Genomic DNA, 23,116 nt, shown 5'->3' on the forward strand with positions numbered 1-23,116 from the left:
GCTACCCTTGAAAAAGGGAAAGCCCGGCTGCGGGAACAGACGGGCTTTCGAGAAGTGCAGGGGTTATCAAGCAACCCTTTTACTTCCTGTTAGATGAAAAAGGACCAAGCGAGGACGGACTTTGAACTCAAGTTCAAGCTCCGTGTGCCTCCCGAGCTAGTGAAGTGGCTCGTGGGGGTTCTGGTGAGTGGCAGCGCCCTATCGGCAGCCACTCATTGGATCAAGTAAGGCAGGGGGCTGAACCGCAAGGTTCAGTTCCTTGTTTTTTATTTATTTATTTCTTCAACGCAAAAGTATATCCCAAGTATCCGCCGGATATACTTTGTATATTTAGAAAGCGTTTAAGTATCTATTAATCAGTGATAAAAATAATTGACAAATTGTCAATTATTTTTATTTCCTGGGTCAAGGTAACAAATCAGGTCAACGATTGCCCCCACGAAAAAGCCCCGGTCATGATTGGCCGGGGCGGTACTTAAATAGCTTTGAGTTTGTGCTCCATTTTCAGCACCCATTCCAGGCCGTGCCAGACCTCGACAAAGCGAGAGAAATCCATCTCTCCGGTCCGGGGGTCTTCGCTAATCAGGTCCCACGGCTCCATCTTGTGATGGAAGCGGATGAGGGCGAAGAGGTGGCGCAGCTGAAGGTTATCCTTTTCATTAAAGTCCCCCCAGCTGCCCTGGTTTAGTTTTTTTTTAGTGCCAGCGTACCATTCATTTCCACCATCTTAGCCGCTTGTAGCGAGGCTTCCAGGCGGGTATCATCATTGGTGTTCAGGTCGTAGCCACCGATGAAGCACATACCTAAAATGATGATGCCACTATCAATTTGGGCATCAATCCCGGACGGGTCCTTGGCGGCGAAAATGGCGGCCAGCGCTGCCCGGCGGGCGTTGAAGTCCGGCTTGCGCAGGTACATGCGCTCGGTCTTGCCATCGACTTCGCCAGTGATGGTATACACCGTGCCCCACTGTTCTTTCAGTGCGGCCAATTCGTCGTCGATGGCTTCGGGCTGAGCGGTGTATTCATCCGCATATTCACCAACTGAAGCAGTCATGGGATGTTGACTAGCGGTGGTAACTTTTAATTTGGGCATTGTCGTATTGTTTGGGTTCGGACTAAATAGGGGGTCTCGCTCATCCTCGGCATAGGCATAGACCAAAAAATAACCGATCCCCAAAAAGAAATCGGTTATCCTGGAATACGAATACCAAATGCTTTTACAGCCAGGCGATTTCAGCGATAATCAGGTCGAGCTTAACGTCGAACTTTTCATCGCCTTGCTTCATCCCGCGCATGTTGTTCATGAATTCGCAGCTGCGGAGCTTGTGACGGACCGGGAGCTGACCGAGCTGGGCGGCAAAAGTGACGGTAATGTCAAATGGAGGGATGGCTTTGATGTCCCCACCCGGCGCTACGCGGGTCAACCGTTCCACCTCGCTCGAATGCAGCGTGATGCTGCCCTTGGCCTCGTACTTGCCATACGAGCGGCTGACAGGGGCCGAGCCAGCACCCCAGTTGTGTACTTTTTCAAGCTCATCGCTGTACTCGATTTCCGAGATACCGGCGATGACGTTGCCAGCGACGGTGAATACGGCGTTGGACCAGGAATATTCGATGCCGTTAACTAGCATAGTTGTATTAGGTTAGAGGGGTTGCTTTCCTCCTTGAATCCGGTTGCCCGAAATGGGGTATAAAAAATCCCGGCCAATCGACCGGGATTTTTATTTAGTTGGAGGCTTTTACCTGGAACCCGATGGGGACCGTGATTTGCCGGGCGACACTCAATGGCGTGAGACCTAACTGGATTTCCAAGGTGCTGGTAGAAAGCACGTTTTGGGCGGGGTTGATGAACACAGAGAATTCGCTCAATTCCTGGGCGTCCACCATGGCAGTGAGCGGATTGGTTACAAGCAACTCGAATTTGGCCAGCGTTTGCTCGCTCAGCTTGCCACCTTTCAACCGCAAAGGCGAACCCAGTTCTGGAACCAAGGCGGCACGTACTAAGCGCTGGGCTTTGTCCATGGTGCGCACGTTCTCAATGGTGGCGTAGTCCGAGCTACCCAGCGTCGCGGTCTGTGAGTCGCTGTGGAAGCTGCCGCTGAAGCCGGTGTACTTGCGCAGGAAGATGTAGCCTTTGTCCTTGATAGCCTTGAGTTGGGCCATTGTCACGTTCTTGTAGTCTTCGCCACCGACGAAGCCGAGACGGTCGAAGAAGGTACCGCTCACGTTGTACTGGCGTACCCAGCCGATACAGTCGCTCACCTTGGACTTGGCGATGGTACCCAGGGTGGCACCACCTTGCGATTGGCTGGAGAGGTAATCAGTACCTAGCACCACACTCACGTATTGGGCTGAACCTGTCACCAGCGTGGGCAGGGTAGCCAGCATAAACGTACCGAGCGAGTCCGGAGCGTAGATCACACTCAGACCGCGGTGCAAGGCGTACTGGCTAGCTGCGGCCGCCTGCAGGGTATTGACGTTGGCCACGGAGAAGGTACCACCTACGTAGAGTACCTGGCGAACGGCGCCGTCGGCGGCATTCTGAATGGTTTCCAATGCGGCAGCCGCATCAGATTCCTGGGTCACGATGGCCAGGTAGAGCGGGGCCGAAACCTGCTCGAAGAATCGGTCGATGGCGAAGCGCAATGGGGCAGTGTCTGCGGTGGCGCTGGTAATGTTCAGGTTATCAGCATCAGCGCTGGAGAAAATTACGGCGCCGTTTTGCAGCAAGGCCGTGGGTTCACCTTGGTAGACGATGGCGGAAATAGCGTCGTCACCCGCCAGCACCCGGCCCAGGCCGCCGTCGGTTTGGAGAAAAGTTACATCAAATAAGCTCATAGGGGAGGACCGACCCGGTCAGCGGTGAGGGGATGAAAAAAGGACCGCCGTTGCTGGCGGCCCTTTCTATCGGTTGTGACTTGGTTGGATTAGGCGTTCAGGCGAACCAGGGCGACCGTACCTTTCGAGTCAGTGCGTGCTTTGCCAGCACCCAATTTCATGATACCCGTGAGGATTGCGCCCAGGTAGAGCGGGTTACCGAGGCCGTTGTCACCTGAATCGCTCATGATGTCAACCGCGCCTTTGCCGTAACCGACCGCGGTTTTCTGGTAGCCTACGCTGGCGACTTGACCACTCAGTGTCGCCACGCTGGGGCGCTGGTAGATGCTAAAGCCAGCGACTTTGAGGATTTTACCTTCCTCGATGGCCGCCTGGTTCCAACCAAGACGAATGACTTTGTCGTCATTCAGCAGCTCGTAATACATGTCCGTATCAAGCACCAGGGTGCGGTCGAACTTCTGGACGTTATCCTTATCGAGGATTTTAGCCGCGGCCAATACGTCCTCGTAGGTCAACGCACCAGTGATGCTGACCTGGTGAGCAGCGTCTGTGGGAGCGACGTTCTGCAGGATAGTGTTACCCGCGAACTCGACCATCTGGCGCACGTGCTGACCCATAACGCTTTGGCGCTTATTGTAGCTGAGCTGGTACGACTCGATTTCAGAAATCAGGACCGCGGGGGTGTTGTACAGGTCCATCTTGATCTGTTGAACTGAGTCGGTGCGCTTGGCCACGGTCAGCGGGAACGTGGTCGTGTTTTTTTCCGAGCCGCCGATCGCCCCAGCCTGGGGGATGTTGATGAACTCGTTGTCCACGAATTCCGTCCAGTCCGACATAGTGGTCAGGAATGCGGCATCCTGGGTGAGGGTTTCCTGGATGTCAGCAATCCAGACTTCTTTGTTCAAACCAGCCATGAGGGTGGGGGGATTAAGGTTACGTGGTAAGGGCGCTGTGCCCGTTTCCCCCTTGAATCCGTGACCCCGAAATGGTGTAGAAAAAAGCCCCGGTTCTCGACTTGAGACCGGGGCTTCGAATGGATTGGACCTACTGAAACTTACTTGGGGTAGACGCCATACTGGTTGAAGTACAGTTGGTTGTATACCTCGGGGGTCTGCTGTTTCAGGCGAGCAACCTCGGCAGGATTTTTCTTCTCCAGCTCGCGCAAAGACAGTTGACCGGCCGAATTCGTGGCACCGGCTGCGGTCTGAGCCTGAGCCAGCACGTTGACCGCGTTGCGGGCCTGGGGCTTCAAGGCATCGAGCGTGGTGCGCGCCAGCTCGGGGTTGGCAATGGCCAGGTTTACCCAAGTCGCTTCGGCCGTGGCTTCGATACGGCCGGCGGTGATGGCGTTCTTCACCATCGTGGTGGCTACGTTGCGCACGGTCTCGGCCTCAATAGCAGCCTCCTTGTCCTGGTAGCTTTTGACCAAGGCTTCCAGCTCCAATACCCGGCTCGTGAGGTCCGCGGAATTGGTCACCGTTTCGGCCACTACTTCCGTTTCGGCCGGAGCGGTTACTTCTGCAGCAGCACGTTCAGCTTCAGCGGCTGCTTCGAGTGCGGCTTCAGCATCCAATAAAGCTTGAGTGTCGGCGTCGACAACGGCGAGAACTTCTGGAACTTCGACAATTGCGGGAACTTCCGGAGTGCTGGTAACTTCGGGAGCTTCGACAATTGTGGGAGTTTCGACAGTTCTGGGAGTTTCAGGAGTTTCGACAGTTTCGGGAGTTGTGGTATTGGTGAACCCGGCGGCGCCCAGTTTGAGAGCTGAATTGACTACTTGGTACATGGTGTTGACGGTTTGCTCTTGCGGCGCCAGGGCCACGATAGCTTCGGTTTTAACGATTTCAGTGATAAATCCCGCCGCCAGGGCGCGGTCCGCAGTAAGCCAGGTTTCCTCATCCATCATGGCGGACACAGCCTCTGGGGTGTTACCTGAGCGGGCGGCCAGGATGGTAATAATGGACTGGCGCATGATCGAGCAGACTTCCTGGGCCTTGGGAGAAGCGTCGTAGGTCATCGGGTTGTGCACCATCAGCAGCGCGTAGTCGGCGGATTTCACCGTTTTACCAGCACAGAGCAGCCACCCGGCGGTCGACGCAGCCAGGCCTTCGTTCATCGTGGTGATGTTCGCCTTGCTGTTGAGCAGCGCGGTGAAGATGCCGAAGCCATCGACCACTGAGCCACCCACACTATGGATGTGCACGGTGATGTCGGTCACGCCATTGGTTTCCAGGTAGGCGAGTTCGTCGAGGAAAATGCGCGAGGAAACATCATAGCCAATTTCACCATGCAGCCGCATCGTGGCACTGGTGTCGGACGTTTGCGTGGCGTAGCAAAAAGTGGGATAAGCCATGATTAGGGGAGGTCGTTGTAAAAGGAAATGCCATCGAGGAAGACAGACAGCGACTGACCAGAACCGATGACGGGCGTTGGGTTAATTTCGTAGAATATTCCCGACGTCTCGCCTTGGGCTGCGGCCGAAACGCGAACGCTTTGATAGGGATCATTATTAAGGCGATACCCACCAATATTGACAAAAGTGCGCGTGCCATAACCTAATGGTAGTGATGCTATTAGGCTGTCATAAGGATTGCCGTTCGTAATCGCCAGACCACGCAGGTGGATGAAACCATCCTCATTCTGTTTCCATTGCGGTGGATTAAAAGCAGAGCCAACCGGAAATGGAAACCACTTAGGCTCAAGCACCAAGTTGGTCCAGGGGGTGGCAGCCCTGACGCGGGTTACCTTGGTGTTGACTGTGTTGGTCAACGTGTTGAGTTGGATTTGCAGCGTGGTCAACGTGTTGGATAACTCCTGGATAGCCTGCACTCGGGCCTCAATTTCACCCGCTAGGCCATCCGTGAGTACATCATCCGCGGCCTTGCGGGTGGCCGCCTCACTGGCGTTAATGAGGGGAACGAGACGCTGGGACGTACCGGGGTTGAATAAGATGCTGGGTCCACCACCTGCGGTCCGGCTGGCCTTGGCCGGCGAGGTGCGGTAGCTGTTCTGTACCGCGCCATTCGCATAGGTCCGGGTCTCCAGAACATCCAAATCGGGGACGATATGAAAAGGGAAAGCACCTGAGTAACCTGGGAAATAACGCAGTTCATTGTTGAGCCACACATAGCCGGGGGTGACCACGACGTTGCCACCAAATGGATTGCCACCGTTGCTGGTGGTACAACCACTGACCACGAATGAGGCGCCAACAGTGCCGTACAGCGCATAGATGCTGCGGTAGACCTCGTCCTGTAAATTCAGCAGGTCCTCAACCGTAAAAGGAAAGCCCCCGGCGGGCAGCGGACTAAGTAGTTTTTTCATGTGTCAGGTCTGGTTTCCTCCTTGAATCCGCCGGGACGAAAAGGGGTTAATATCCGACGATAGAGTACGTGGTTCCAGCAAGCTTGTATTTGCGAATCAGGCTATTGAGTCGGGGCAACTGGCTGTTATATAGAGCCATTGGTACGTGGACCACGAAGTCATAAACCGGGAAATATTCCGGTGCACTGAAGAGGTACAGGATGGTGCTCGGGTCGTCCACGTTCTCGGCCGCGGTATACACGTAGAGCGGTTGCTCCTCAATGGTGCGGTACAGATAGGTGCGGTTGCGTGAGGCCGAATCGTCGATGTAGATGCCAGGGGTGGTCGTGACGTTGAACAGCGTATTGAGGGCCCGCTCGAAGCGTGCTACCTGGGCGTTGTACCGGGCCCGGCGCTCCAGGTCGGGGTATACCGTATTGGTGCGCTGGTCACGCCAGAACTGGAGCGGAGCCAACAACGAGCTCAGGAAGCTGATGAGCCGGTCGCCTCTGAGTAACGGGGAGAGGTAGAGACGAGCGTATTGGGCGATGGCGAAAAGCTGGATATTCACGACTTAGGCGGGGATGAGGGTGATGGTATCCTCCAGGCTGTAACCGGCCGCGGTCTCGGCGACGAGGTAACCGGACTGGGCATTGTAGGTGCGCACGATGGGGGTGAGCGTAGGGTCATCGACGGCAGTGGTGTAGACTCTCGCGGTCACATCCCCGAGTACCACATCGGAGACCCCTTTGACGGCCTGGATGGCGTCTTCGAGCTTGCTGAGTACCAGGTTACCATCAAAAGTGATGGTGGCATAGTAGTCCTCAATGGCTTGTTTCACCGCTGCTTCTACCTCATCAGCCACGAACTGGGCGTCATAGAAGACCTGCACGGGGGTTACGACTGGATCGCCGGGTAATGAGACCACCACCAGATGGATACCGGCGAACTTGATGCGCTCCAGGTAGGACTTCAGTGCCAGGCGCTCGGCGGGGGTGAGCGCCGCGAGGTTACCGGTTACACCTTTGGCCACTTTGATGAGGACCTCCCTGGTGTCATCTAGCTCCTGTACTGAAACCCGGCTGACGATATTTTTACTGGTATCCACAACTGGATACGAGAACGTTAGATCGCTGTTGAGCCGGATGGTGTCGCCGTACTGCCATTTCAATACCTGGCGCTGAAGCCACGCGGGCGTGCCAGGGACGGCTTCGTCCGCGATGGTGTTCATCCGCGCCTCCTGGGCATCCTGCAGCTGCTCATTGAGCTGCAGGACACTGGCAATAGCATCCCGGAATTGGCCCCAGATGCTCGTCTGGGAGGTGCTCGTCAGGTTCGTCAGGACCGGACTGGCCTGAATGTTCTCGGTGATTTGCTGCTGGATTTCAAGGAAGGTGCGGGCCATCGTGAGGTGTTTCCTCCTTGAATCTTCATGGCCTGGATGGCTTCGTTAGGCGGGGATGTCACCCTCGTCCATGGTCATGACGGTTCCAACCGGGAATACGTAGCCACGATTGTCGCCGCTGCGAATAACCTGGTCCTCTACGTCCAGGTCGAAACCAATCTGGTAGGCACCCAGCCGGGCCACCTGCTCATCAAGCGGCTCCACGTACTCGCGGAATAGCGTGGTGTAGCTGATCTGGTAGTCGTACAGGTTGTCGTGGTCCAGGTCCAACAGCTCACTGGTACGGATAAAAGGGGTACAGTTACCGCTTGCAGTAAACTGGTACAGGTAGCGGTTTACCTGGTTTTTCAACGTGTAGATGTCCAGCTCAGTACCTTGAAAAGGGCTCTCGTTTACAACGTGCACGGTGAGCGTGAGGGTGACCTCTTGGTTACCACCTGAGAGGTCCACGTAGCGGACATTCGTTGGTTCGATGAAGCAAACGGGATACAGAAACTGTTGCTCCTCGTTGAGGCGCCGCAGCTGGTTGTTCCAGATACGTGTAGTATCCCGCAGATCGGGGACCTGGTCGAGCCGAGCGAGTACTAATTGGAGGAATTCATCCATGGTTATCGAAACAGGCCTTTGAGGGCGGTGGTAATCTGACTAGTGAGCTGCTTCTCCAGTCCCTTGGAAGCGTAGAGTACCGGACGTTTGGGTAGGTGCTTGGTGCCTTCGTTTTGATATTGGGCGTAGGGCACGTCGTTGGTGATGGTGAAGCCTTTACTACCCTGGCTTTTGAGCTGGAATCCGGCGCGCAGGTGGCCTGTTTTGTTGAGCAGCTTATGGTTTACCTGGTACTTGCGTTGCTTCCAGGGCACGAAGCGCTCGCCTTCCATGCTGCCCTGACGGTCGAAATTGTCGAGGAAGAACTTGAGGCTCTGGCGGCCAGCAGTGGCCATGAGGGCGGGGAGTAAATCCCCCACCCGGGCCATCGCATTGAGCTTACTTGCGAACTGGTTCGGGTCCATCTTTCGTTGGTTTCTGGTCGTCCGTCTCGGGAGCCTCGGGGGCCGGAGCTATCACCTTTTCGACCTCTTCCACGGGGATACCAAATTTGTCTGACACCCAGGCGGCCGGCACCTTGTACCCGGCGGCCACCAGCTTGATGGTCTGCTCAAAGAGAGCACTCAAATTGGGCTCCTGGTAGAACTCGAAGCGGAGGCCCGCCAATGGGAGCCCCAAGTCGATGAGGTGGGGCAGCAGCTGGTCGTTGACGTAATAGGTGAGCCAGCGCAGGTCGTACTGTAGTATTTCGTCCGTAAGGCGCTCGTGCACTTCTCCCTGTGACCGCGAGCTACCGTTATCCGACATCATCGTCTGACCCCATACGAGCTTGGAAATCTGCGCGTCAATGTAGCTGATGAGGGCCAGGTGAGGGCCTTGCGGTCCACCGCCCGTACTGGCCGCCGATACGAATGCTACTTCGTCGTCCTTGTCCATCACCCCGAAGCCGGCGGAACCCATTTCCGCGAGCATTTTGAACATCGCTTTCGCGCGCTCCTCGTCCGCCATGTTGGTCTTACCAAGCCGGAGCGGCATCCCAAACAGTTCCACGTACTGAGCCCAGGCACTGAGGGCGAACTGTTTGAAAAGTACCAACGGGGCCACCTTGGCGAACAGGCCCAGATCCATGATCTTGCCGGCGCCGACGGCCCAGGGGTTGGCCAGGTAGTCAATGCCAGTCACTGCGCCCGGGAAGGGCACCACGATGCCCAAATCGGGCTTGACGAATTCTCTTGGTACCAGGCTCACACCACTAATGGAACCCGTCTCGGTAATGCCTTCCAACTGAATGAGTGAGTACCCATACAGCGTCGCATCGAACATCAAATCAAGTGTCTGCTGAAACCAGGCCCCTTGCAGTAGCTGCGTCTTTTCAGTTGCTTCCTCCCCCGCGGCGTTCACCAGGCGGAACGAGGTTCCAGTGGCTTTCATGCGTCGCGAACTGGCCACGCTTGACAAGTGTGCATCGGTCTCGATGTTCTTGTACATCCTGTACAGCTGCTGGCGATTCGGCATCACGATGCTTTCCGCCTGGTTCATAGCCTGACGCCATTCCATAATGGTCTGGTTCGAGCGCTGATAGTTCTGCGCGAAGAATTGCTTCGTGAGACGCTCTGTCTCGGAAGGTGCTTTTATCTTGGTGACCAGGCGGTTGACGTAGTCCCGGGCCCCGGCGCTGAAGGTGCTGATGAAGGTGGCCATGGATTAGTATTGAAAACGTTTATTGCTGCCGTACAGCAGGTAAGTAGATTGACCTTCGACTGATTTTACCGGGAGTGCTAGGAACCGAGTACCCTTGCTGGCTCCCCGGAACAGGTCCACCGCTTCGGTATATCGGTCCCGGCGCAAATCCGGAATGTTGCGGGGGCTGATGGTGGCGTAGAGGTGATATAGCGCCAGGTCGACGGTGCGCAGAACCAGGATGTCGTTGCGGTCCTCGCCGGTGGTGGCAAAGGCCTGTTCCAGGTCGTAGCGTCCAGTGAGATAGCTTACTACTTCGTCGACAGCACTGGCCACGGCTTTGTCCAGGACCCCAGCGGGCTGCACGCTTAATAGTTTGGCCAGCTGGTCGGAGGCGATGACGGTATCGAAATCGGATTGCGTGAGGAAGTACATGCGAGCGGGTTTCCTCCTTGAATCCGTCAACCTCATTTTGGCTTCATGACCCACGCCCGTCTGCACGCCGGTGGGGAGTTTGGGTCTATATAGACTTTCAGAAAAATCTCCACCAAAAGGCCCTCAAATGCGCGCTTTTGGAGCCTTTGACATGGGTAGGAAAGTCATTCAAAAAACAGTAGCTTTACGAATGCTTCACAAAGGCTTTACAAAAGCATGATTTTCAGGTTATGGCTCACTTGATGAACACTATTCCGGAGTCTCAGGTAGAGCGGAAGCAATTAGAAAGGCTTGCAGCGCAGAGAGAATTATATTCAGCTGCTAAAGTCTGGTATGGCTGGCAATTACTTATCACTACAGCTATACCTATAATTCTTGCACTGATAGCGCTTATTAAAGAAGAATTTTCTACTATTTCAGCAGTTTTTGGCGCAGCTTCGCTTTTTGTCGATGCTTACCTTGTTGATAGGAATATTAAAAGCCGTAAGGAAAGAGCAGTAAAGATTCAAGAGCTTTTCGATTGTGATATTTTGCAGCTTCCTTCTTCACCATTGAAAGTAGCAGATGACATAAAGGTGGAAGAAGTTCTGCGACATTATAAAGCCCATGCTAAAATTCCAACCAATATTGAGAAGATAGTAGGATGGTATTCAAAGGAAGTAGGCGAGGTACCCATACACATTGCTCGTATTATTTGCCAACGAACCAACTGCTGGTGGGATGCAACGCTTAGAAAGAGATTCGCCCATTTTTTGAAGTACAGTAGTGTCGTTGCACTAATTATTGTACTGTCAGTAGGATGCTATAGAGAAATGGATATTACCTCTATTCTACTTATAATTGCCGGACTAACACCATTTTTTCAATACTGTATCAAGCAACACAACGATAATGTCGACGCTATAAAAAGGCTCGATGAGTTGTACTATTTTGCTGCTCAACTGTGGAATAGAGCAGTCCATGATTGTGGGGCAGAGGAGATATTAACCCTCGAATCACGAAGGCTTCAAGATGAAATTTTTAATTATCGTACTAATAATCCTTTAATTCTAGATTGGCTGTATAATAAGTTCAGAGACGAAGACGAAGCTACAATGAATGCATCTGCTAGATTATTAGTTGATGAGGCACTTGCGAGCAATTGCTTATAGATATACGTTAATATGTTTTTTTATAATCATCAAACAATAAAATTTGTATGGCTGAGGGAGTTACTAGTGCATTTTCGATTTTCAATGCAGATGAAGTTAATCTAATTTCTGAGCGTACCAAAGTGGGACGTAGCAGTAGGGACTGGTTAATGCGGCAATTGGAAGGATTTCCTTCTAAAGAGGAGTCTTTTCCCCGCCTATATGACGGAATGCATATCCGTTACGGCTCTTTTGCAAGAAATACGAAGATTAGGCCTTTAGATGACATCGACCTAATTATCACTTTTGCAGCAGATGGGACTTCTTATAGTTCTATTGGGTATGGAAACACCTATGTTTTATCTGTTCCACAATCAGCAACAAATCTGCGAAAGCTCTGTAATGAGTATGACCAATTAAATTCTATTAAAGTTGTCAATAAGATAGTTAAAGCCTTGAGTAATATCGAGCATTATAAGTCTGCTGATATCCACAGAAAGCAGGAAGCAGCGACTTTACAACTTTCATCATATGAGTGGAACTTCGATATTGTACCTGCGCTCTATACAGACACAGGACACTATCTCATTCCTGATGGAAATGGTAACTGGAAAGCTACTGATCCCCGTATTGACCAAAAAAGAACCAGAGATACGAATAGTCTGCATAATGGCAATGCTCTACAACTTATCAGAACGCTAAAATTTTGGAATGAGTATGCTCAAATGCCCACTATGGGTTCTTACCTCTTTGAAACTATACTGATAAATTATCTTAACACTCGTCAGCCTATTACATCTTTTTCGACTTATGAACTTTGGTGCTTCTGGAGTCATTTAAAAACAGCGGTTTATAACTCCTGCACTGACCCTAAAGGATTTCAGGGTGAGTTGAATACTTTGTCATATGACGATAAAAATAAGATATCAGCAAAAGCGGGTGAGGCTTATGAAAAGAGTTACAATGCAATTATGCTTGCAAAGGATGAACCCGAAAAAGCAATCAATAAATGGCGTGAAATTTTCGGCGGAAATTTTCCCAAATTCGGCTAGTACTTAACTTAGTTTGTTCTGTAATCTACGCTCGCGTTTACACAAAGGGCAAAATGATGGTAACCAGTCTATCTGGTTCCTAGTACCGGGCTCTGTTTTTTGTTTTCTGATAGGACCTCAATTAGCGGTATTTCGAACTCAGCTGGTTTTTCCCAAACTGGTAGCTGACCTTTTTGGGTCCCCGAAGGTGTTCTCCGAACCCTAAGACAAATACCTCACAGACAACGTAGTCAAAGGCGTCCGAGGCGTGGCCGTATTTCTCGACCATAACGCCTTGGGCGTTCTTGGCTTTGCGCTTGTCTTTGCCGGTGGGGGTCTCCGGCTGGTAGGTCAAATCCTTTATCAGCACCTTGCAGCGGGGATTGATGAGAATATGGTAGCCTTGCCACCGCAGGTCGAAGATGTCGTTGATGAAGTTACCCCGCGGAATGACCGGTGGGTTTTTACTGGCCACGCGCTTGCGGGGACGGTAGTTCTTCAGCTCCGTCTCGATGATGGTGTAGTCATTGAAACCACGCTCGTTACGCGTATCTTGATGGTTGCCGTTGGCGTCGCCGGTGATAAACACACCCGCCTCGTGGTCCGGGTAGCGGGCGGCGAAGGCTTGGGACGTATACTTGGTCGAGTTCTTCGGGCTCGGCAAAGCAATCTCATCGACCACCCAAAGGGTCTTCTCGTCCTGGGGCTGACACACCAGGCACGTGACGTGTGGGTCCACGTTAAAGTCAAAGGTGAGCCATACCGGCAAATCCAAATTGTAGCGAGCGTGCTCAGATACGTGCTGCAGCGAGTCGAAACTCTTGTAAAACAAGCCGTCACTGGATACGCGTCCCCATTCCCCTTCCATATACACGCGGCGGTGGGCCGGCGAGTGGTTGCGCAGGGTCTCAGCATAGGCATCATCCAGAAACTTATTGTCGCGGTAGGTCGTCTCCAGCACTAACGAGTTGGGGTATTCCTGGTCGAAGAACTTGGCCTTCAACCAGCTGAGCTCGCTGGTAGGGTTAAAGGTTAGAATGAGTTGGTAGGGGAATTCGGTTTCACCGCGCATCCGCGTGTCGGCCTGTAGCCAGTCCTCCTCAGTGAACATATCCGCCTCTTCCATCCAAATGAGGCCCACTCCCGAGATGGATTTCAGGGTGTCCGGGTTATCCAAGCCGCGGAAGATGACCCTCGAATCGGTGCTGGTGCACTTGATTTCGAACGGTGATACCGTACTAGTGAACATCGAGGCGAAGCCCGACTCCTTAATCACCGTATTGAGTTCAGCAAAGACGGTTTCCCGGATACGGTTTTCCATCTTGTGCATCGCCAGCACCTTAAAGTTGCGGCGCGAGGTCAACAGGAAAAAGATGTACTGCGCGATGGCTCGGGACTTTCCGGCACCGGCGCCACCTTTCAGCACCAGGTACCGGGGTAAAGCTTCTCCGCGCTGGGCAGGGGCAATGATGGCGTCGAGGTAGACGTCATTCACGATGAAGGGCGCCGCAGACATTATTTCACATCTGAGGCACGCTGAAACACAGGCAGCGCGATGGGCGGTGGAAGCTGCTCAGGTTCAGGTACAAGTTCGGGTGACGACGCACGGAGCAGCACGTCGGCGGCGCGTTCAATCTGGAGCAACTGGTAGTCCTGCAGCGTGGCGGGAACTTCGAGAATTGTGGAAGTTTCGGCAATTGTGGGAGCGTCGATAACTTCCGCATCCTGAACTGGCGTCTCGACGTGAGCATACCGCTCGGAAGCCCGCACGATTTCCCATTTCGGCGTCTCAATGGCCCCCACTTCGAGCTCCTGCTTTTTCGGGATAATCATATCCATCAGCTTGAGCTTCGCCACTACCCGGTCGCGCGGGGGAAGGGCCTGCAACTCACCGATGAACTGGTCGAAATCGTCCATCAGGAAATCTGTCAGCTTGGTGACATATTCTTTCGTCACCCGGTGGCGGACGCCGTTGCGGTTGCCGGGTTTCAGGTTAGCTAAGGATTCGGCGGAGACCATACAGGAGGGGTTTCCTCCTTGAATCCGGCACGACAAAAAGGGGTAATTTCAAGTAATCTGATTAGGACCAGACACGAAAAAGGCCCACCGGTGAGGGTGGGCCTGATCGGGATTAGCAGTAAGTTTCGTCTTCGTCGAGTTCCAGAAAGTCAGGGGTGGCGTCGCGGGTCGTGAGCAGCGCAATCTTCTCGCGCATCAGCCGCCGCGCCACTAGGATACGCATCTTCACCTGGTCCTTGGTTAGCCCCAGAGTCCTGCGAATCTCCCAGTAGCGCATCCCATCCACGACCAGCGTCAAGACGTCCTGATACTTGGCTGGCAGCTCGAACAAACAGCGCTTTACCAGGGCCTCGTAGTGCTGGCGCTCGGAAGCGGTTTGGGGGTCGTCAAAGTCGACGTCTGGGTGCACGACCAAACGTTCGGGGTGGAGCGGGTAGAATTGTTGGAGAGTGCTTGCTGATTGCGTCATACCTAGGTATGACGTAATATCCATTTCGGAACTGTTGCTGAACTTTTCAATTTCTACCGTGTGCTTGCCGTCACGGTTATGCTTTATCAGGAATTTGAGCAGGTTGTTCTCAACTGCTCGATCGAAATAAGTCGCAAAGGCGGAGCCAGTGGGTAGGCCAGCGCGCGTGATTCGGTCCTGACATTTCAGGAGTGTGTCAGTAAACACGTTTTCCGCGTCTGCGTTGCGCGTGAGCTGGTACTTGGCAAGCTGGAACTCGAAGCGTTTCCAGCGTTTGTCGTAGCTCGCCGCGATCGCGTTCATGAAAAGGTCGGCCAGGGCTTGGTTATCAGGGTCTATAGTCTGAGCTGTCATGCCCTAAATAGGGCGTCTCGCTCACCCTCGGCAGTACAATCACCAACTTTACGGATAATTATTTTCGGTTAATTATCACAGGTTGCATGGCACGGCTGTACCGTATCCAGCCAAGCCTGTTGCAACCGTTCCGGGAGCTCCTCAAAGGGGATAACATGGTCCATGTCCAGGGCCCGGGAGTGCCGGAGGTAGGCCAGTTCGGCGAAGAAATACAGCGATTCCATAGGCTATTGTACCTGTACTGTGTAGGTACCAAACAGGTCATTACCGCCCACCAACAGCGCGTAGTCTTCCACGAAGCCATCCGAGTTGGTGAAGGGGAAGATGATCATTGTGAAGCTATTATCAATCAGGGTGTTCACAACGATCGTGGGCTGGGTACCACCAGTGAGCATCGAAGCCGGGAAGGCGATGACGATGGGTTGCCCCTCACAGGTGACACTGGCGTTCATGAAGCGATTATCGAGCAGGCCGACGGCGCCTTCGAACTGCAGATTCTCAGACACTGCGGTGGCACTGGCACCTTTGTAACCACCTACCAGGGTACCGGGTACGATGAATCCTAATTGGCGGTACTGGACCAATGCGGTAGCAATAGCCTGTAACCCGCGGGCATCGGTGACCTGTAGGGCGAAGGATTTATCTACGTTGCCGGGGGCGGTGGTCACCAGGCTACCAAATCGTTGGATGGGCGTGGGTTGGTTGGAGCCATTGACCACGTTGGCTACCAGTTGGGATGAACCCTGACGTACATCCCAACTCAGTGTTACCGCAGGGTTGGACCCTTTTTGACGGCGGGCATTGCTGGCGGTCAGGCTGGCCGTCGGCGGGGTGTCACGATGCAGGAATTTCCACATGCCACTCGCAAAGGTCGTCTCGTTGTTGCTGTAGTTGCCGAACGCGTTGGAGGGTACGGTCCAGTCAAATGCGAACTCGCCGTCACCCGCACCCGAGCCACCACGCGCATCCACGTAGTCGAGGATGGCGTTGAGGAGCGCGCGGTGACGTTTACCTTGGAGCTTGGTGGCATCGTTGGCGTCTGGATGAACCTTTATAATATCCAGGATGAGCTCGTTAAGGTCCTGGCGGGTGATGGCGGGGGTGGACGGCGTGGGTGTGGAGGGCATGCTGCTGAGGGCCATGATAATAGGTCTTATTAGTTGTGTTCCGCGGCCTGATGCTCCTGCCACGAATGCTCCAGCAGGTCCGGGGGAATGGCGGTGAATGGGGTGTAGGTGTTCACCGCGAAGCCGATTTGGGTCAAGTAGGCCGCGCTGGGGCTGAGCTGCGTCAGTGTCTCATCGTATTGGATAGCCATCGAGCCATCCAATACACTGTCCAGCGTGAGACCATTGTCGATGGCTAGCTTGAACACCAGCTGAGGGTCACCATACAGCTGTACCGCCAGGTCGATGAGGGACTGGCCCTCCTGTACATTATAGGTCATTAGCGGAGGCGTTCAGCGTTAATGGACAGTTGCAATTGACCTTGCGGGCTGGTGGCCTGGACGGTCTCTACCACGTAGTTATCCGCCTGCAGCTGGATAGCCACCCGGCGTTGGATTTCGGGGCCCTGACCGCTGGATTTCTGGTAGGAGCCAATGCCCACGCCCAGGAGCGGGGCCTGGCGATAGAAGCCGGGAAAGGAGGCGACGATGTGCTCGATGTGCTGGAAGTCACTGTAACCCACGCGCAGGTCACCCGTGACGGGGTCCACGCGCAGGTCACCATCAGTGGCGTCGAGTAGGAAGTCTTGTGCTTGTACCATCAGGTGGAGGGGTTTCCTCCTTGAATCCTCATGGCCCTGATGGCTTCGACTAATGCCGTTCTTTCGTTGGGCAGGTTCATATAAAGTAAGAACCAATTATGTATGGTGACCTGCAATTGGTTATCGTACGTCCCGAAAAACAAGAAAAAGTATAGTGCCAAGATGGCCAGTGTGGGCAGCAGCATTCTGATGCCACTGGGGATTTTATGTAGTATTTTCATACCTTAAATAGTGGTATCCCTTCATCCTCGGCAGGCTATTGACCAACTTTACGGATAATTATTTTCAGGTTCAGAGCAGGTACCACAGGACCACACCAGTGAGTACCAGCAAGCGACTCAGGGCACTGAAGCGACTGGGTTCCAGGTGTAGCTGCCCGGCGAGCCAGTTGATGGCCTTATCCGTTAGCGCCGTCTGGCCCACGCTGAATGCCGCTGGGCCAGACGTCACATTCAGTACCACGTCAAACAGGGCCAATCTGATGGTGAGGGCGTACAGTAACGAGTCCGGGACAAACACCGCGGGGGCCAGCCAGACGAACACCAGTAGGTAGTGCAGTGCGAAGGCTTGGTGACGTGCTTCAGCGCTGGGTGCGGTGCGTTTGATAGCTGGTAAGAGCTTACCCTGGCTGACGGCCATCATCACGGTCGTGACCAGCCAGAAGGTGCCTTGCAGTAACATTACGTGGTGGGGCCTTCCGATACAGGTGAACCGTATCGGTACCAGTTATAGCCGCCAGTGACCAAGGCCAGCGTGGCGAAGATGCACGTGGGGTACACCATGCCGGACCCTTGCGCGTCAGTGATCCAGAAGTAGATGCAGAGGCAGGTGAGGAAGGCGAAAGCAATGAAAAAGAAGCGCATAACGGAGTATTAGTTAGTATTAAAAGGAAGGGACGGGTTGTACTATTTGACCACTGGGAGCTGGGTGTCCACGTACTGGATGGACATAGGCCGCTTGTCGGCCACTGCTTTCTGGAGCACGGTCATCAGCTTCGCGAAGGTTGTGCGGGAGTTGGAGACCCAATCTGGGGTCTTCGGGTCGTAGGTGCCCACAATGCCACAGCCGTCAGTATCGACGTCCGAGTTACCGGAATGTAAGCGGATACCCAGGTAGCCTAGCACCTTGAGCACCTCGGGCATGAGCACTTTGAAGCGGTTGCTCACCGAGAGGATGAGCTTATAGGTACCAGCCGGGATGGCGGTCTTGCCGTACACCTTTTTAGCAGTGGTTGGGCGCACAACATCTTCCAGCAGGTGACAGAAGAATACACCATCAATGGTGACCTCGGAGATGGTTGACTTAGTGGTGTACCACTTGCGGGTTGCCACCACGCTAAGGGGCGTCGGAACAGGGGTTTTGGGAGCGGGTGCCATGATTCAAAAGGAGGCCCGTGTGGGCGTTTCCTCCTTGAATCATCTTCCCCTATGAGTGCTTCGTTTTGCGGGTCGCAGCCGTGAAATTTTCAAGTAATCTGGAGAATATCTACTGGTTCAGCATTGCTTCGTAGCGTGCTGCGAAGTCGTCTGCGGCATCCTGCTGCAAGTCGGTTAGACCGATGTACCTGCTGAATGCAGCAAGGGTACTGTGACCTGACCATTGCATCACTTCCTTTATACTGAAGCCCAAATCCAGGCACAACGTACAGAAGCTGCGGCGGCTGCTATGACTGGAGATGAGTTCATATTTTGGTGTCTGGACGGTAATGGTCTTATCGCGCTTCTTCGTTTCAATGGTCATCTCCTCACGCAGCGCTGGGATGAGTTGACACAGCTCTTTGATGTACTCATTGAACTTCTGGTTGCTCAGTTCTGGTAGGTCCAGCTCTTTGGTTTCCGAGTCGGTGTACTTATCGAGTATCTCCCGCAAAGGTGGAAAAACAGGTATTCGAACGGTGAACCCTGTTTTCTGCATGCGAATGACCACGTGTCCTTTTTGTAGATGATCTTTGCGCAGGCGAATCAGGTCGGAGAACCGCAGGCCGCTAAATATCTGGGCCACCATCAGGTCCCTTACCCGCTCTAACCTTTTGCTGAAGTGCAAATCCAGCTTGCGTAACGCCTCTATTTCATGTTTGTGCAACACGACCGGGGGCGTCAGCATTTGGGCGTACAGTGGCTTGATTTTGCTCGTCTGAACAGCTGGTGCTGGCTTATCCAGCAGTAGCTGCCTCAGCATCCTGACGCGCTTGGTAAGCGTAGCATTATTGTAGTTGTAGGTCTTCAGCAACCAGTGCTGCCAGGTGGTAATATCCTCATTGGTCAGCGTCTTGAGTACCCACGTGAGCTTATTGGCTGTTTGGAAAGCCGCGATGTTGTTGTAGAGCGTTTTAAATCCTTTCCGCGTGGCCGGGGCCCAATCGACGTGCTCCTCCATAAAGGAGTGCAGGATCTCCAGTACGGTTGTTGAATGAGGTTCAGCCTCCGGTGACTGGGTCAGGAGGAGGGAGGCTTCATGATACGTAGCGTTCAGCTGAGCGATGGTGGGTAGTATCTCCCCATTCTGGATGTAGAGGCTCTTGATGCGGTCATTCAGGCCAGTTAAGACCAAATTGATATGCTTGTTGTCCTTGCCTACATTCTCAGTACCATTCGCCCGAATCTGCTTTCTGGTCGTGTCCCAGTACTTCTCATGGACCTTGATGCCCGTCGGCACGCGTTTGCATTGGCCCTGGTGGCGGTATTCCGCATAAATGGTTACCATCCCCGAAGGGGTGGGGTTTCGGATAACGAGTGCAGCCTTCACAAAAATGGGGGTTCGTTCGGGCGACAAGTATACGAGTTAGTACCGATATAGTACCGGATCAGGCAGATTGGTACAGAATACCGGGGGATACACCTGGGGTGAATCCCTTCCTGTAGGTTGCAGGGGTATATTTTAGGGTATGCAGCAGGACAAAGGTGTTATTCCTAGCATCACCACTAAAAAGGCCTCGTGCACGCTGCACGGGGCCTTTTTGCTTTCTGGAATGGGCTACAACCGGAGGGTTGAGACTAAGAAGTCATGGCGCTATGGGCAGCAGAAACAGGGTGGTGTGCAAAGGTGGCTTTTGAAACACAAAAAGCACGTTAACAGTACTAGTTGCCCGGAGAGGGCCGCCTGATAGAGCGATGCCCGTCCGCTCAGCTAGAAAGTAGAAAAGAGATACATCCATTATGCTTTTTTGCCGTATAGACGAGCTCCAAAGTTTTCTTCACCCCAATTCCCAGAACTAGTGCTTATGAACACGAAACCACTCTTCGCCACTTTAGCCCTGACTGTGGCTCTCGCTGCTCCCACTTTCGCCCAGGATGGGATGAAAACCAAAAGTGATGGCGACAAAACCAAGACCAAGGCCGACGGGGTGACCACCAAAACCAAAATGTCGGACGATGGCAAAATGAAAGTCAAAGGCAAGTCCGACGCCGGCGATAAAATGAAGGCCAAAACCAAGCCCCGTCAGGGTGATGCGATGAGCGGCGATGCTACGAGCGGTAGCATGGGCACAACTTCAGTTTCGGCGTCGCCCTCGGGTGGTGTGATGGTAGGTGGCGCCATGATGACCGCCGATAAAGACATCGTTGACAACGCCGCGGGTAGCTCCGACCATACCACGCTGGTAGCCGCCGTGAAAGCGGCTGGTTTGGTAGAAACCCTGAAAAGTGCTGGCCCCTTCACGGTATTTGCCCCCACCAACGCGGCCTTCAGCGCCCTGCCCGCTGGCACGGTAGAAACCCTAGTAAAGCCTGAAAACAAGGCGACACTCACCAAAATTCTAACCTACCACGTAGTGCCCGGCCGCCTCACCGCCGCCGACCTCAAGTCCGGGCAAGTACTCACCACCGTAGAGGGTGAGCAACTCACCGTAACCAAAACTGCCAGTGCCGTGACCATTAAGGATGCTAAAGGTGGCATGGCTACCGTCACCATTCCCGATGTCGTTTCCAGCAACGGCGTGACTCACGTAATCGATGCCATCCTGATGCCCGCTAAATAGGGTTCAGGCAAGGAACTGCTGAAGCAAGGTTCCTTAATTTCGCTTCTGTCTACTCCTCGTTATTCGTGTCGTAAATTAAGAAGGCCCGTCATATACTACGACGGGCCTTCTTACTATTTCAGTACCTGGAGTTTCATCATTCCAGCATTAGCCTTCGGCCCACGGTGCGACCATCGGGCAGGGTCAGGCGCAGGGTGTAAAGGCCTGCTTGCAGAGCGGAGAGTTCCAGGGTAGCCTTGCCGGCCTGCGCCGCAGACTGTTGCCATACGGTGCGGCCAAGTGCATCGAGCACGGCGGCGCGTGCAAAGGCCAGCCCGGCGATGGTGACAGTGCCGTGCGTCGGATTGGGGTAGAAGCTGAAAGCTGCCGCCTCGCGGGCCGATGCCGTGGCAGTGACTACGTTATTGGTCATCACGGGGCGCATCATGAGGGCTCCGCGCCGGGCGGCGAAGCGGATTGAATCCCAAACCCCAGCGTTGTCGCGGACCCAGAGGTAGCCGGGAGGAAAGCTACTGTTCAGATCGAAGCCATAGTGCAGCGTGCGCCCCACGGAAGCCTGTGAGAAACCCACGTAGAAAGTACCGGTTACGGGAACAGGCGTATCGAAGGTGATTTCGGTATAAGGACCACTGGACGAGCCCGGTGTGGGATACCGAACAACGGCGCTTTTGGAGGCTACGGGTAGGGGAGAAGGCTGGCCCGCAACATCGCTCCATACGCTGACGGTAATGGCCCGGTCGCTGGCATCGGCGGCGGTAAAGACAGGGTACAGCCGCAGCCCTCCCACGTAGTCGGGCTGGTTGAGGTCGAAGCGGTAGGCAAAAGACTGGGCCTGCCCGACGGATTGTGCCAGCAGACTAACATAATTTTCCGCCGTGCCATCGTCGTAGGCGTAGTAATTGTTTAGCTCGACGTCCCGGAAAATGGTGTCGTTGGGCTGCGTGCGTAGGTTGGTTTCCTGAGGGTTGCCGAGCGCAATGGTGTAGCGCAGGGTCTTAGCGGTCGGTGTTGTGGGTGGGGGCTGGGTATTGGCGGGAATATTCACGCTATCGAGGCGCGGATTGGCTAGCACCGGGCGGTTTCCGTAGACCCATGAGCTTAGCAGCGGGCCAGCCGGTAGCGCCCGGAGAGTGCCCTGCACCCCAATGGGTATGGGGGTATTTCCGGGGCTAAGGTTATAGATATTCACGCCCAGCCGACGGTTTAGCTGGGCAGCCCCGGCGGCATTGAATTGCCAGACTGGCATAGCCGAAAAGCGTCGCAATGGGCTATTTAGCCCGCCCGAAGGATTACCGCCTCTCAGGCCAGCGGAAATGGCTACGTCGTTAAATGTGGTATCGGCCAAGGCCAGAGTACGGCCCCGATCAAGCACAACATAGTCTACGCTCCACGTGTCCTTGCTCTCGGACCGGTCGCCGGTGGCTACGAACATAAACTGGAAGTCGCCGTGCAGGTACCGCCCCTCATTGAGGGAAATTACCTTTTGACGAAAAGGCGTCCGCTGACCAGTGCTTGCTTCCCGCCACACCGATATCCAATCGCCGAGGTCCGTCTTGGCGAAAAGCTCCAGCCGTACGGGTGAGCTGCTGGCGTTGTTATTCGGGTTGCCAACAATGCTGCCTGCCTGCCAGGCAAAGCTTAAATACACGTTGTCGGTAGTTGTGAGGCCACCTAGGTTGATAGGTTGTGAAATTAGCGAGTCGAGGTTGCCGTTGGGGCTGGTTACCAGGCCGCTGTAGTTTCTGCCGTCGGCTTTGATGCCATCCAGGGTAGCGGTGCCGCGGGTGGGGGGCTGCAAGGCAAAGCGGTTGTTGACCAAGGCCCCACCGGTGGGTAGCCAGTTGCGCACCTTGGGCGCGCCTTCGAGGGGTGTGGTAAAATCATCGAAGAAAGGCAGGGCCAGCGCGGCCGTGCCCCGACGTAACCCCTGGGTCCGCTGCTCCGCCGTTGGGGCGTAAACCGCCCGGGCCGGGTCGGCAGACAAGGGATAGGTGGGCATCTCCTGGGCCTTGGCCGTACCAGCCACTAAAAGCAGCATCGGTAATACCAAAGAGCGAAGCGGGCGGAAGGGTGTCATCATATTAAAGTGGCTTTGAGAACGTAACGGCGGCGACAGGGAAAAAGTGTATACGGCGCGCCAGCGGTAAACGTGGCGTAGCGC

General features: G+C 54.2%; 27 protein-coding genes. 4 read left to right on the forward strand and 23 right to left on the reverse strand.

Going from position 1 to position 23,116, the window contains the following annotated elements; genetic code table 11:
* Window positions 1-93: 93 nt before the first annotated feature.
* The gene (locus WX88_RS31800; RefSeq protein ID WP_262489841.1) at window positions 94-228 is read left to right on the forward strand and encodes a hypothetical protein; all 135 of its coding nucleotides are present in this window, start codon (window positions 94-96) and stop codon (window positions 226-228) included.
* A gap of 456 nt (window positions 229-684) precedes the next feature.
* Here the strand turns inward: WX88_RS31800 and WX88_RS13990 are convergent, their stop codons facing one another.
* The 12 genes from WX88_RS13990 to WX88_RS14045 all read right to left on the reverse strand — a co-directional run bounded on the left by WX88_RS13990 (window position 685) and on the right by WX88_RS14045 (window position 10,209).
* Window positions 685-1,056, reverse strand: a complete 372-nt coding sequence (locus WX88_RS13990; protein ID WP_046245011.1) for a hypothetical protein — start codon at window positions 1,054-1,056, stop codon at window positions 685-687.
* Between the two features lie 163 nt (window positions 1,057-1,219).
* On the reverse strand, window positions 1,220-1,633 hold the full coding sequence (locus WX88_RS13995) for a hypothetical protein (protein ID WP_046245012.1): 414 nt from the start codon (window positions 1,631-1,633) through the stop codon (window positions 1,220-1,222).
* 94 nt (window positions 1,634-1,727) lie between these two features.
* A complete protein-coding gene (locus WX88_RS27690) occupies window positions 1,728-2,840 on the reverse strand; it encodes a DUF2586 family protein (RefSeq protein ID WP_052732688.1) in 1,113 nt (370 codons plus the stop codon).
* Between the two features lie 89 nt (window positions 2,841-2,929).
* A complete protein-coding gene (locus tag WX88_RS14005; protein WP_046245013.1) occupies window positions 2,930-3,754 on the reverse strand; it encodes a phage capsid protein in 825 nt (274 codons plus the stop codon).
* A 140-nt stretch (window positions 3,755-3,894) separates the two neighbouring features.
* Window positions 3,895-5,193: a Clp protease ClpP gene (locus WX88_RS27695; protein WP_052732689.1), complete on the reverse strand. Its 1,299-nt coding sequence runs from the start codon at window positions 5,191-5,193 to the stop codon at window positions 3,895-3,897.
* A gap of 2 nt (window positions 5,194-5,195) precedes the next feature.
* The gene (locus tag WX88_RS14015; protein WP_046245014.1) at window positions 5,196-6,164 is read right to left on the reverse strand and encodes a hypothetical protein; all 969 of its coding nucleotides are present in this window, start codon (window positions 6,162-6,164) and stop codon (window positions 5,196-5,198) included.
* Between the two features lie 46 nt (window positions 6,165-6,210).
* Window positions 6,211-6,714 carry a hypothetical protein gene (locus WX88_RS14020; protein ID WP_046245015.1) on the reverse strand — a complete coding sequence of 168 codons (504 nt, stop codon included), beginning with the start codon at window positions 6,712-6,714 and terminating at the stop codon, window positions 6,211-6,213.
* Between the two features lie 3 nt (window positions 6,715-6,717).
* Window positions 6,718-7,548 (reverse strand): hypothetical protein, encoded by an 831-nt coding sequence (locus tag WX88_RS14025; RefSeq protein WP_046245016.1) that lies wholly within the window; start codon window positions 7,546-7,548, stop codon window positions 6,718-6,720.
* Window positions 7,549-7,593: 45 nt separating this feature from the next.
* Window positions 7,594-8,154 (reverse strand): hypothetical protein, encoded by a 561-nt coding sequence (locus tag WX88_RS14030; protein ID WP_046245017.1) that lies wholly within the window; start codon window positions 8,152-8,154, stop codon window positions 7,594-7,596.
* A gap of 2 nt (window positions 8,155-8,156) precedes the next feature.
* A complete protein-coding gene (locus WX88_RS14035; RefSeq protein ID WP_046245018.1) occupies window positions 8,157-8,489 on the reverse strand; it encodes a hypothetical protein in 333 nt (110 codons plus the stop codon).
* A 43-nt stretch (window positions 8,490-8,532) separates the two neighbouring features.
* Window positions 8,533-9,795: a phage portal protein family protein gene (locus tag WX88_RS14040; RefSeq protein WP_046245019.1), complete on the reverse strand. Its 1,263-nt coding sequence runs from the start codon at window positions 9,793-9,795 to the stop codon at window positions 8,533-8,535.
* 3 nt (window positions 9,796-9,798) lie between these two features.
* A complete protein-coding gene (locus WX88_RS14045; protein ID WP_046245020.1) occupies window positions 9,799-10,209 on the reverse strand; it encodes a phage protein Gp36 family protein in 411 nt (136 codons plus the stop codon).
* 242 nt (window positions 10,210-10,451) lie between these two features.
* Here WX88_RS14045 and WX88_RS27700 point away from each other — a divergent pair, with 242 nt between their 5' ends.
* On the forward strand, window positions 10,452-11,360 hold the full coding sequence (locus WX88_RS27700) for an S-4TM family putative pore-forming effector (RefSeq protein ID WP_156176135.1): 909 nt from the start codon (window positions 10,452-10,454) through the stop codon (window positions 11,358-11,360).
* A 47-nt stretch (window positions 11,361-11,407) separates the two neighbouring features.
* Window positions 11,408-12,391 carry an SMODS domain-containing nucleotidyltransferase gene (locus WX88_RS30065; protein WP_046245021.1) on the forward strand — a complete coding sequence of 328 codons (984 nt, stop codon included), beginning with the start codon at window positions 11,408-11,410 and terminating at the stop codon, window positions 12,389-12,391.
* Window positions 12,392-12,512: 121 nt separating this feature from the next.
* On the opposite strand, the gene WX88_RS14060 is transcribed toward WX88_RS30065, so the two are convergent.
* The 10 genes from WX88_RS14060 to WX88_RS14110 form a co-directional block, all read right to left on the reverse strand.
* Window positions 12,513-13,886, reverse strand: coding sequence for a PBSX family phage terminase large subunit (locus WX88_RS14060; RefSeq protein WP_046245022.1), 1,374 nt, complete (start codon window positions 13,884-13,886; stop codon window positions 12,513-12,515).
* The gene (locus tag WX88_RS14065; RefSeq protein WP_046245023.1) at window positions 13,886-14,389 is read right to left on the reverse strand and encodes a hypothetical protein; all 504 of its coding nucleotides are present in this window, start codon (window positions 14,387-14,389) and stop codon (window positions 13,886-13,888) included. The genes WX88_RS14060 and WX88_RS14065 overlap by 1 nt, the downstream gene beginning before the upstream one ends.
* 112 nt (window positions 14,390-14,501) lie before the next feature.
* Entirely contained in the window at window positions 14,502-15,212 is a 711-nt protein-coding gene (locus WX88_RS14070) for an RNA polymerase sigma factor (RefSeq protein ID WP_046245024.1), read from the reverse strand.
* Window positions 15,213-15,439: 227 nt separating this feature from the next.
* A complete protein-coding gene (locus WX88_RS14075; protein ID WP_046245025.1) occupies window positions 15,440-16,354 on the reverse strand; it encodes a hypothetical protein in 915 nt (304 codons plus the stop codon).
* Window positions 16,355-16,368: 14 nt separating this feature from the next.
* On the reverse strand, window positions 16,369-16,659 hold the full coding sequence (locus WX88_RS14080) for a hypothetical protein (protein ID WP_046245026.1): 291 nt from the start codon (window positions 16,657-16,659) through the stop codon (window positions 16,369-16,371).
* Entirely contained in the window at window positions 16,659-16,979 is a 321-nt protein-coding gene (locus WX88_RS14085) for a hypothetical protein (RefSeq protein WP_046245027.1), read from the reverse strand. The genes WX88_RS14080 and WX88_RS14085 overlap by 1 nt, the downstream gene beginning before the upstream one ends.
* A gap of 291 nt (window positions 16,980-17,270) precedes the next feature.
* Window positions 17,271-17,660, reverse strand: a complete 390-nt coding sequence (locus tag WX88_RS14095; RefSeq protein WP_046245029.1) for a hypothetical protein — start codon at window positions 17,658-17,660, stop codon at window positions 17,271-17,273.
* Complete coding sequence (locus tag WX88_RS14100) at window positions 17,660-17,842, reverse strand: hypothetical protein (RefSeq protein ID WP_046245030.1); 183 nt, start codon at window positions 17,840-17,842, stop codon at window positions 17,660-17,662. Before WX88_RS14100 ends, WX88_RS14095 begins: the two co-directional genes overlap by 1 nt.
* Window positions 17,843-17,884: 42 nt before the next feature.
* The gene (locus tag WX88_RS14105) at window positions 17,885-18,355 is read right to left on the reverse strand and encodes a DUF5675 family protein (protein ID WP_052732692.1); all 471 of its coding nucleotides are present in this window, start codon (window positions 18,353-18,355) and stop codon (window positions 17,885-17,887) included.
* Between the two features lie 109 nt (window positions 18,356-18,464).
* A complete protein-coding gene (locus WX88_RS14110) occupies window positions 18,465-19,724 on the reverse strand; it encodes a site-specific integrase (protein WP_197076786.1) in 1,260 nt (419 codons plus the stop codon).
* A gap of 733 nt (window positions 19,725-20,457) precedes the next feature.
* Here WX88_RS14110 and WX88_RS14120 point away from each other — a divergent pair.
* Window positions 20,458-20,955: a fasciclin domain-containing protein gene (locus WX88_RS14120; RefSeq protein ID WP_072053018.1), complete on the forward strand. Its 498-nt coding sequence runs from the start codon at window positions 20,458-20,460 to the stop codon at window positions 20,953-20,955.
* A gap of 136 nt (window positions 20,956-21,091) precedes the next feature.
* Here the strand turns inward: WX88_RS14120 and WX88_RS14125 are convergent, their stop codons facing one another.
* Window positions 21,092-22,993: a T9SS type A sorting domain-containing protein gene (locus WX88_RS14125; protein WP_046245033.1), complete on the reverse strand. Its 1,902-nt coding sequence runs from the start codon at window positions 22,991-22,993 to the stop codon at window positions 21,092-21,094.
* Window positions 22,994-23,116: the final 123 nt, after the last annotated feature.

Source organism: Hymenobacter terrenus (genome assembly GCF_000972495.1).
GTDB lineage: Bacteria > Bacteroidota > Bacteroidia > Cytophagales > Hymenobacteraceae > Hymenobacter > Hymenobacter terrenus.

Excerpts from the sequence above, each read along its gene's own strand:
- WX88_RS31800 (WP_262489841.1), top strand. The coding sequence starts at position 94 with ATGAAAAAGGACCAAGCGAGGACGGACTTTGAACTCAAGTTCAAGCTC.
- WX88_RS13990 (WP_046245011.1), bottom strand. The coding sequence starts at position 1,056 with ATGACTGCTTCAGTTGGTGAATATGCGGATGAATACACCGCTCAGCCC.
- WX88_RS13995 (WP_046245012.1), bottom strand. The coding sequence starts at position 1,633 with ATGCTAGTTAACGGCATCGAATATTCCTGGTCCAACGCCGTATTCACC.
- WX88_RS27690 (WP_052732688.1), bottom strand. The coding sequence starts at position 2,840 with ATGAGCTTATTTGATGTAACTTTTCTCCAAACCGACGGCGGCCTGGGC.
- WX88_RS14005 (WP_046245013.1), bottom strand. The coding sequence starts at position 3,754 with ATGGCTGGTTTGAACAAAGAAGTCTGGATTGCTGACATCCAGGAAACC.
- WX88_RS27695 (WP_052732689.1), bottom strand. The coding sequence starts at position 5,193 with ATGGCTTATCCCACTTTTTGCTACGCCACGCAAACGTCCGACACCAGT.
- WX88_RS14015 (WP_046245014.1), bottom strand. The coding sequence starts at position 6,164 with ATGAAAAAACTACTTAGTCCGCTGCCCGCCGGGGGCTTTCCTTTTACG.
- WX88_RS14025 (WP_046245016.1), bottom strand. The coding sequence starts at position 7,548 with ATGGCCCGCACCTTCCTTGAAATCCAGCAGCAAATCACCGAGAACATT.
- WX88_RS14030 (WP_046245017.1), bottom strand. The coding sequence starts at position 8,154 with ATGGATGAATTCCTCCAATTAGTACTCGCTCGGCTCGACCAGGTCCCC.
- WX88_RS14035 (WP_046245018.1), bottom strand. The coding sequence starts at position 8,489 with ATGGCCACTGCTGGCCGCCAGAGCCTCAAGTTCTTCCTCGACAATTTC.
- WX88_RS14040 (WP_046245019.1), bottom strand. The coding sequence starts at position 9,795 with ATGGCCACCTTCATCAGCACCTTCAGCGCCGGGGCCCGGGACTACGTC.
- WX88_RS14045 (WP_046245020.1), bottom strand. The coding sequence starts at position 10,209 with ATGTACTTCCTCACGCAATCCGATTTCGATACCGTCATCGCCTCCGAC.
- WX88_RS27700 (WP_156176135.1), top strand. The coding sequence starts at position 10,452 with ATGAACACTATTCCGGAGTCTCAGGTAGAGCGGAAGCAATTAGAAAGG.
- WX88_RS30065 (WP_046245021.1), top strand. The coding sequence starts at position 11,408 with ATGGCTGAGGGAGTTACTAGTGCATTTTCGATTTTCAATGCAGATGAA.
- WX88_RS14060 (WP_046245022.1), bottom strand. The coding sequence starts at position 13,886 with ATGTCTGCGGCGCCCTTCATCGTGAATGACGTCTACCTCGACGCCATC.
- WX88_RS14065 (WP_046245023.1), bottom strand. The coding sequence starts at position 14,389 with ATGGTCTCCGCCGAATCCTTAGCTAACCTGAAACCCGGCAACCGCAAC.
- WX88_RS14070 (WP_046245024.1), bottom strand. The coding sequence starts at position 15,212 with ATGACAGCTCAGACTATAGACCCTGATAACCAAGCCCTGGCCGACCTT.
- WX88_RS14075 (WP_046245025.1), bottom strand. The coding sequence starts at position 16,354 with ATGGCCCTCAGCAGCATGCCCTCCACACCCACGCCGTCCACCCCCGCC.
- WX88_RS14080 (WP_046245026.1), bottom strand. The coding sequence starts at position 16,659 with ATGACCTATAATGTACAGGAGGGCCAGTCCCTCATCGACCTGGCGGTA.
- WX88_RS14085 (WP_046245027.1), bottom strand. The coding sequence starts at position 16,979 with ATGGTACAAGCACAAGACTTCCTACTCGACGCCACTGATGGTGACCTG.
- WX88_RS14095 (WP_046245029.1), bottom strand. The coding sequence starts at position 17,660 with ATGTTACTGCAAGGCACCTTCTGGCTGGTCACGACCGTGATGATGGCC.
- WX88_RS14100 (WP_046245030.1), bottom strand. The coding sequence starts at position 17,842 with ATGCGCTTCTTTTTCATTGCTTTCGCCTTCCTCACCTGCCTCTGCATC.
- WX88_RS14105 (WP_052732692.1), bottom strand. The coding sequence starts at position 18,355 with ATGGCACCCGCTCCCAAAACCCCTGTTCCGACGCCCCTTAGCGTGGTG.
- WX88_RS14120 (WP_072053018.1), top strand. The coding sequence starts at position 20,458 with ATGGGCACAACTTCAGTTTCGGCGTCGCCCTCGGGTGGTGTGATGGTA.
- WX88_RS14125 (WP_046245033.1), bottom strand. The coding sequence starts at position 22,993 with ATGCTGCTTTTAGTGGCTGGTACGGCCAAGGCCCAGGAGATGCCCACC.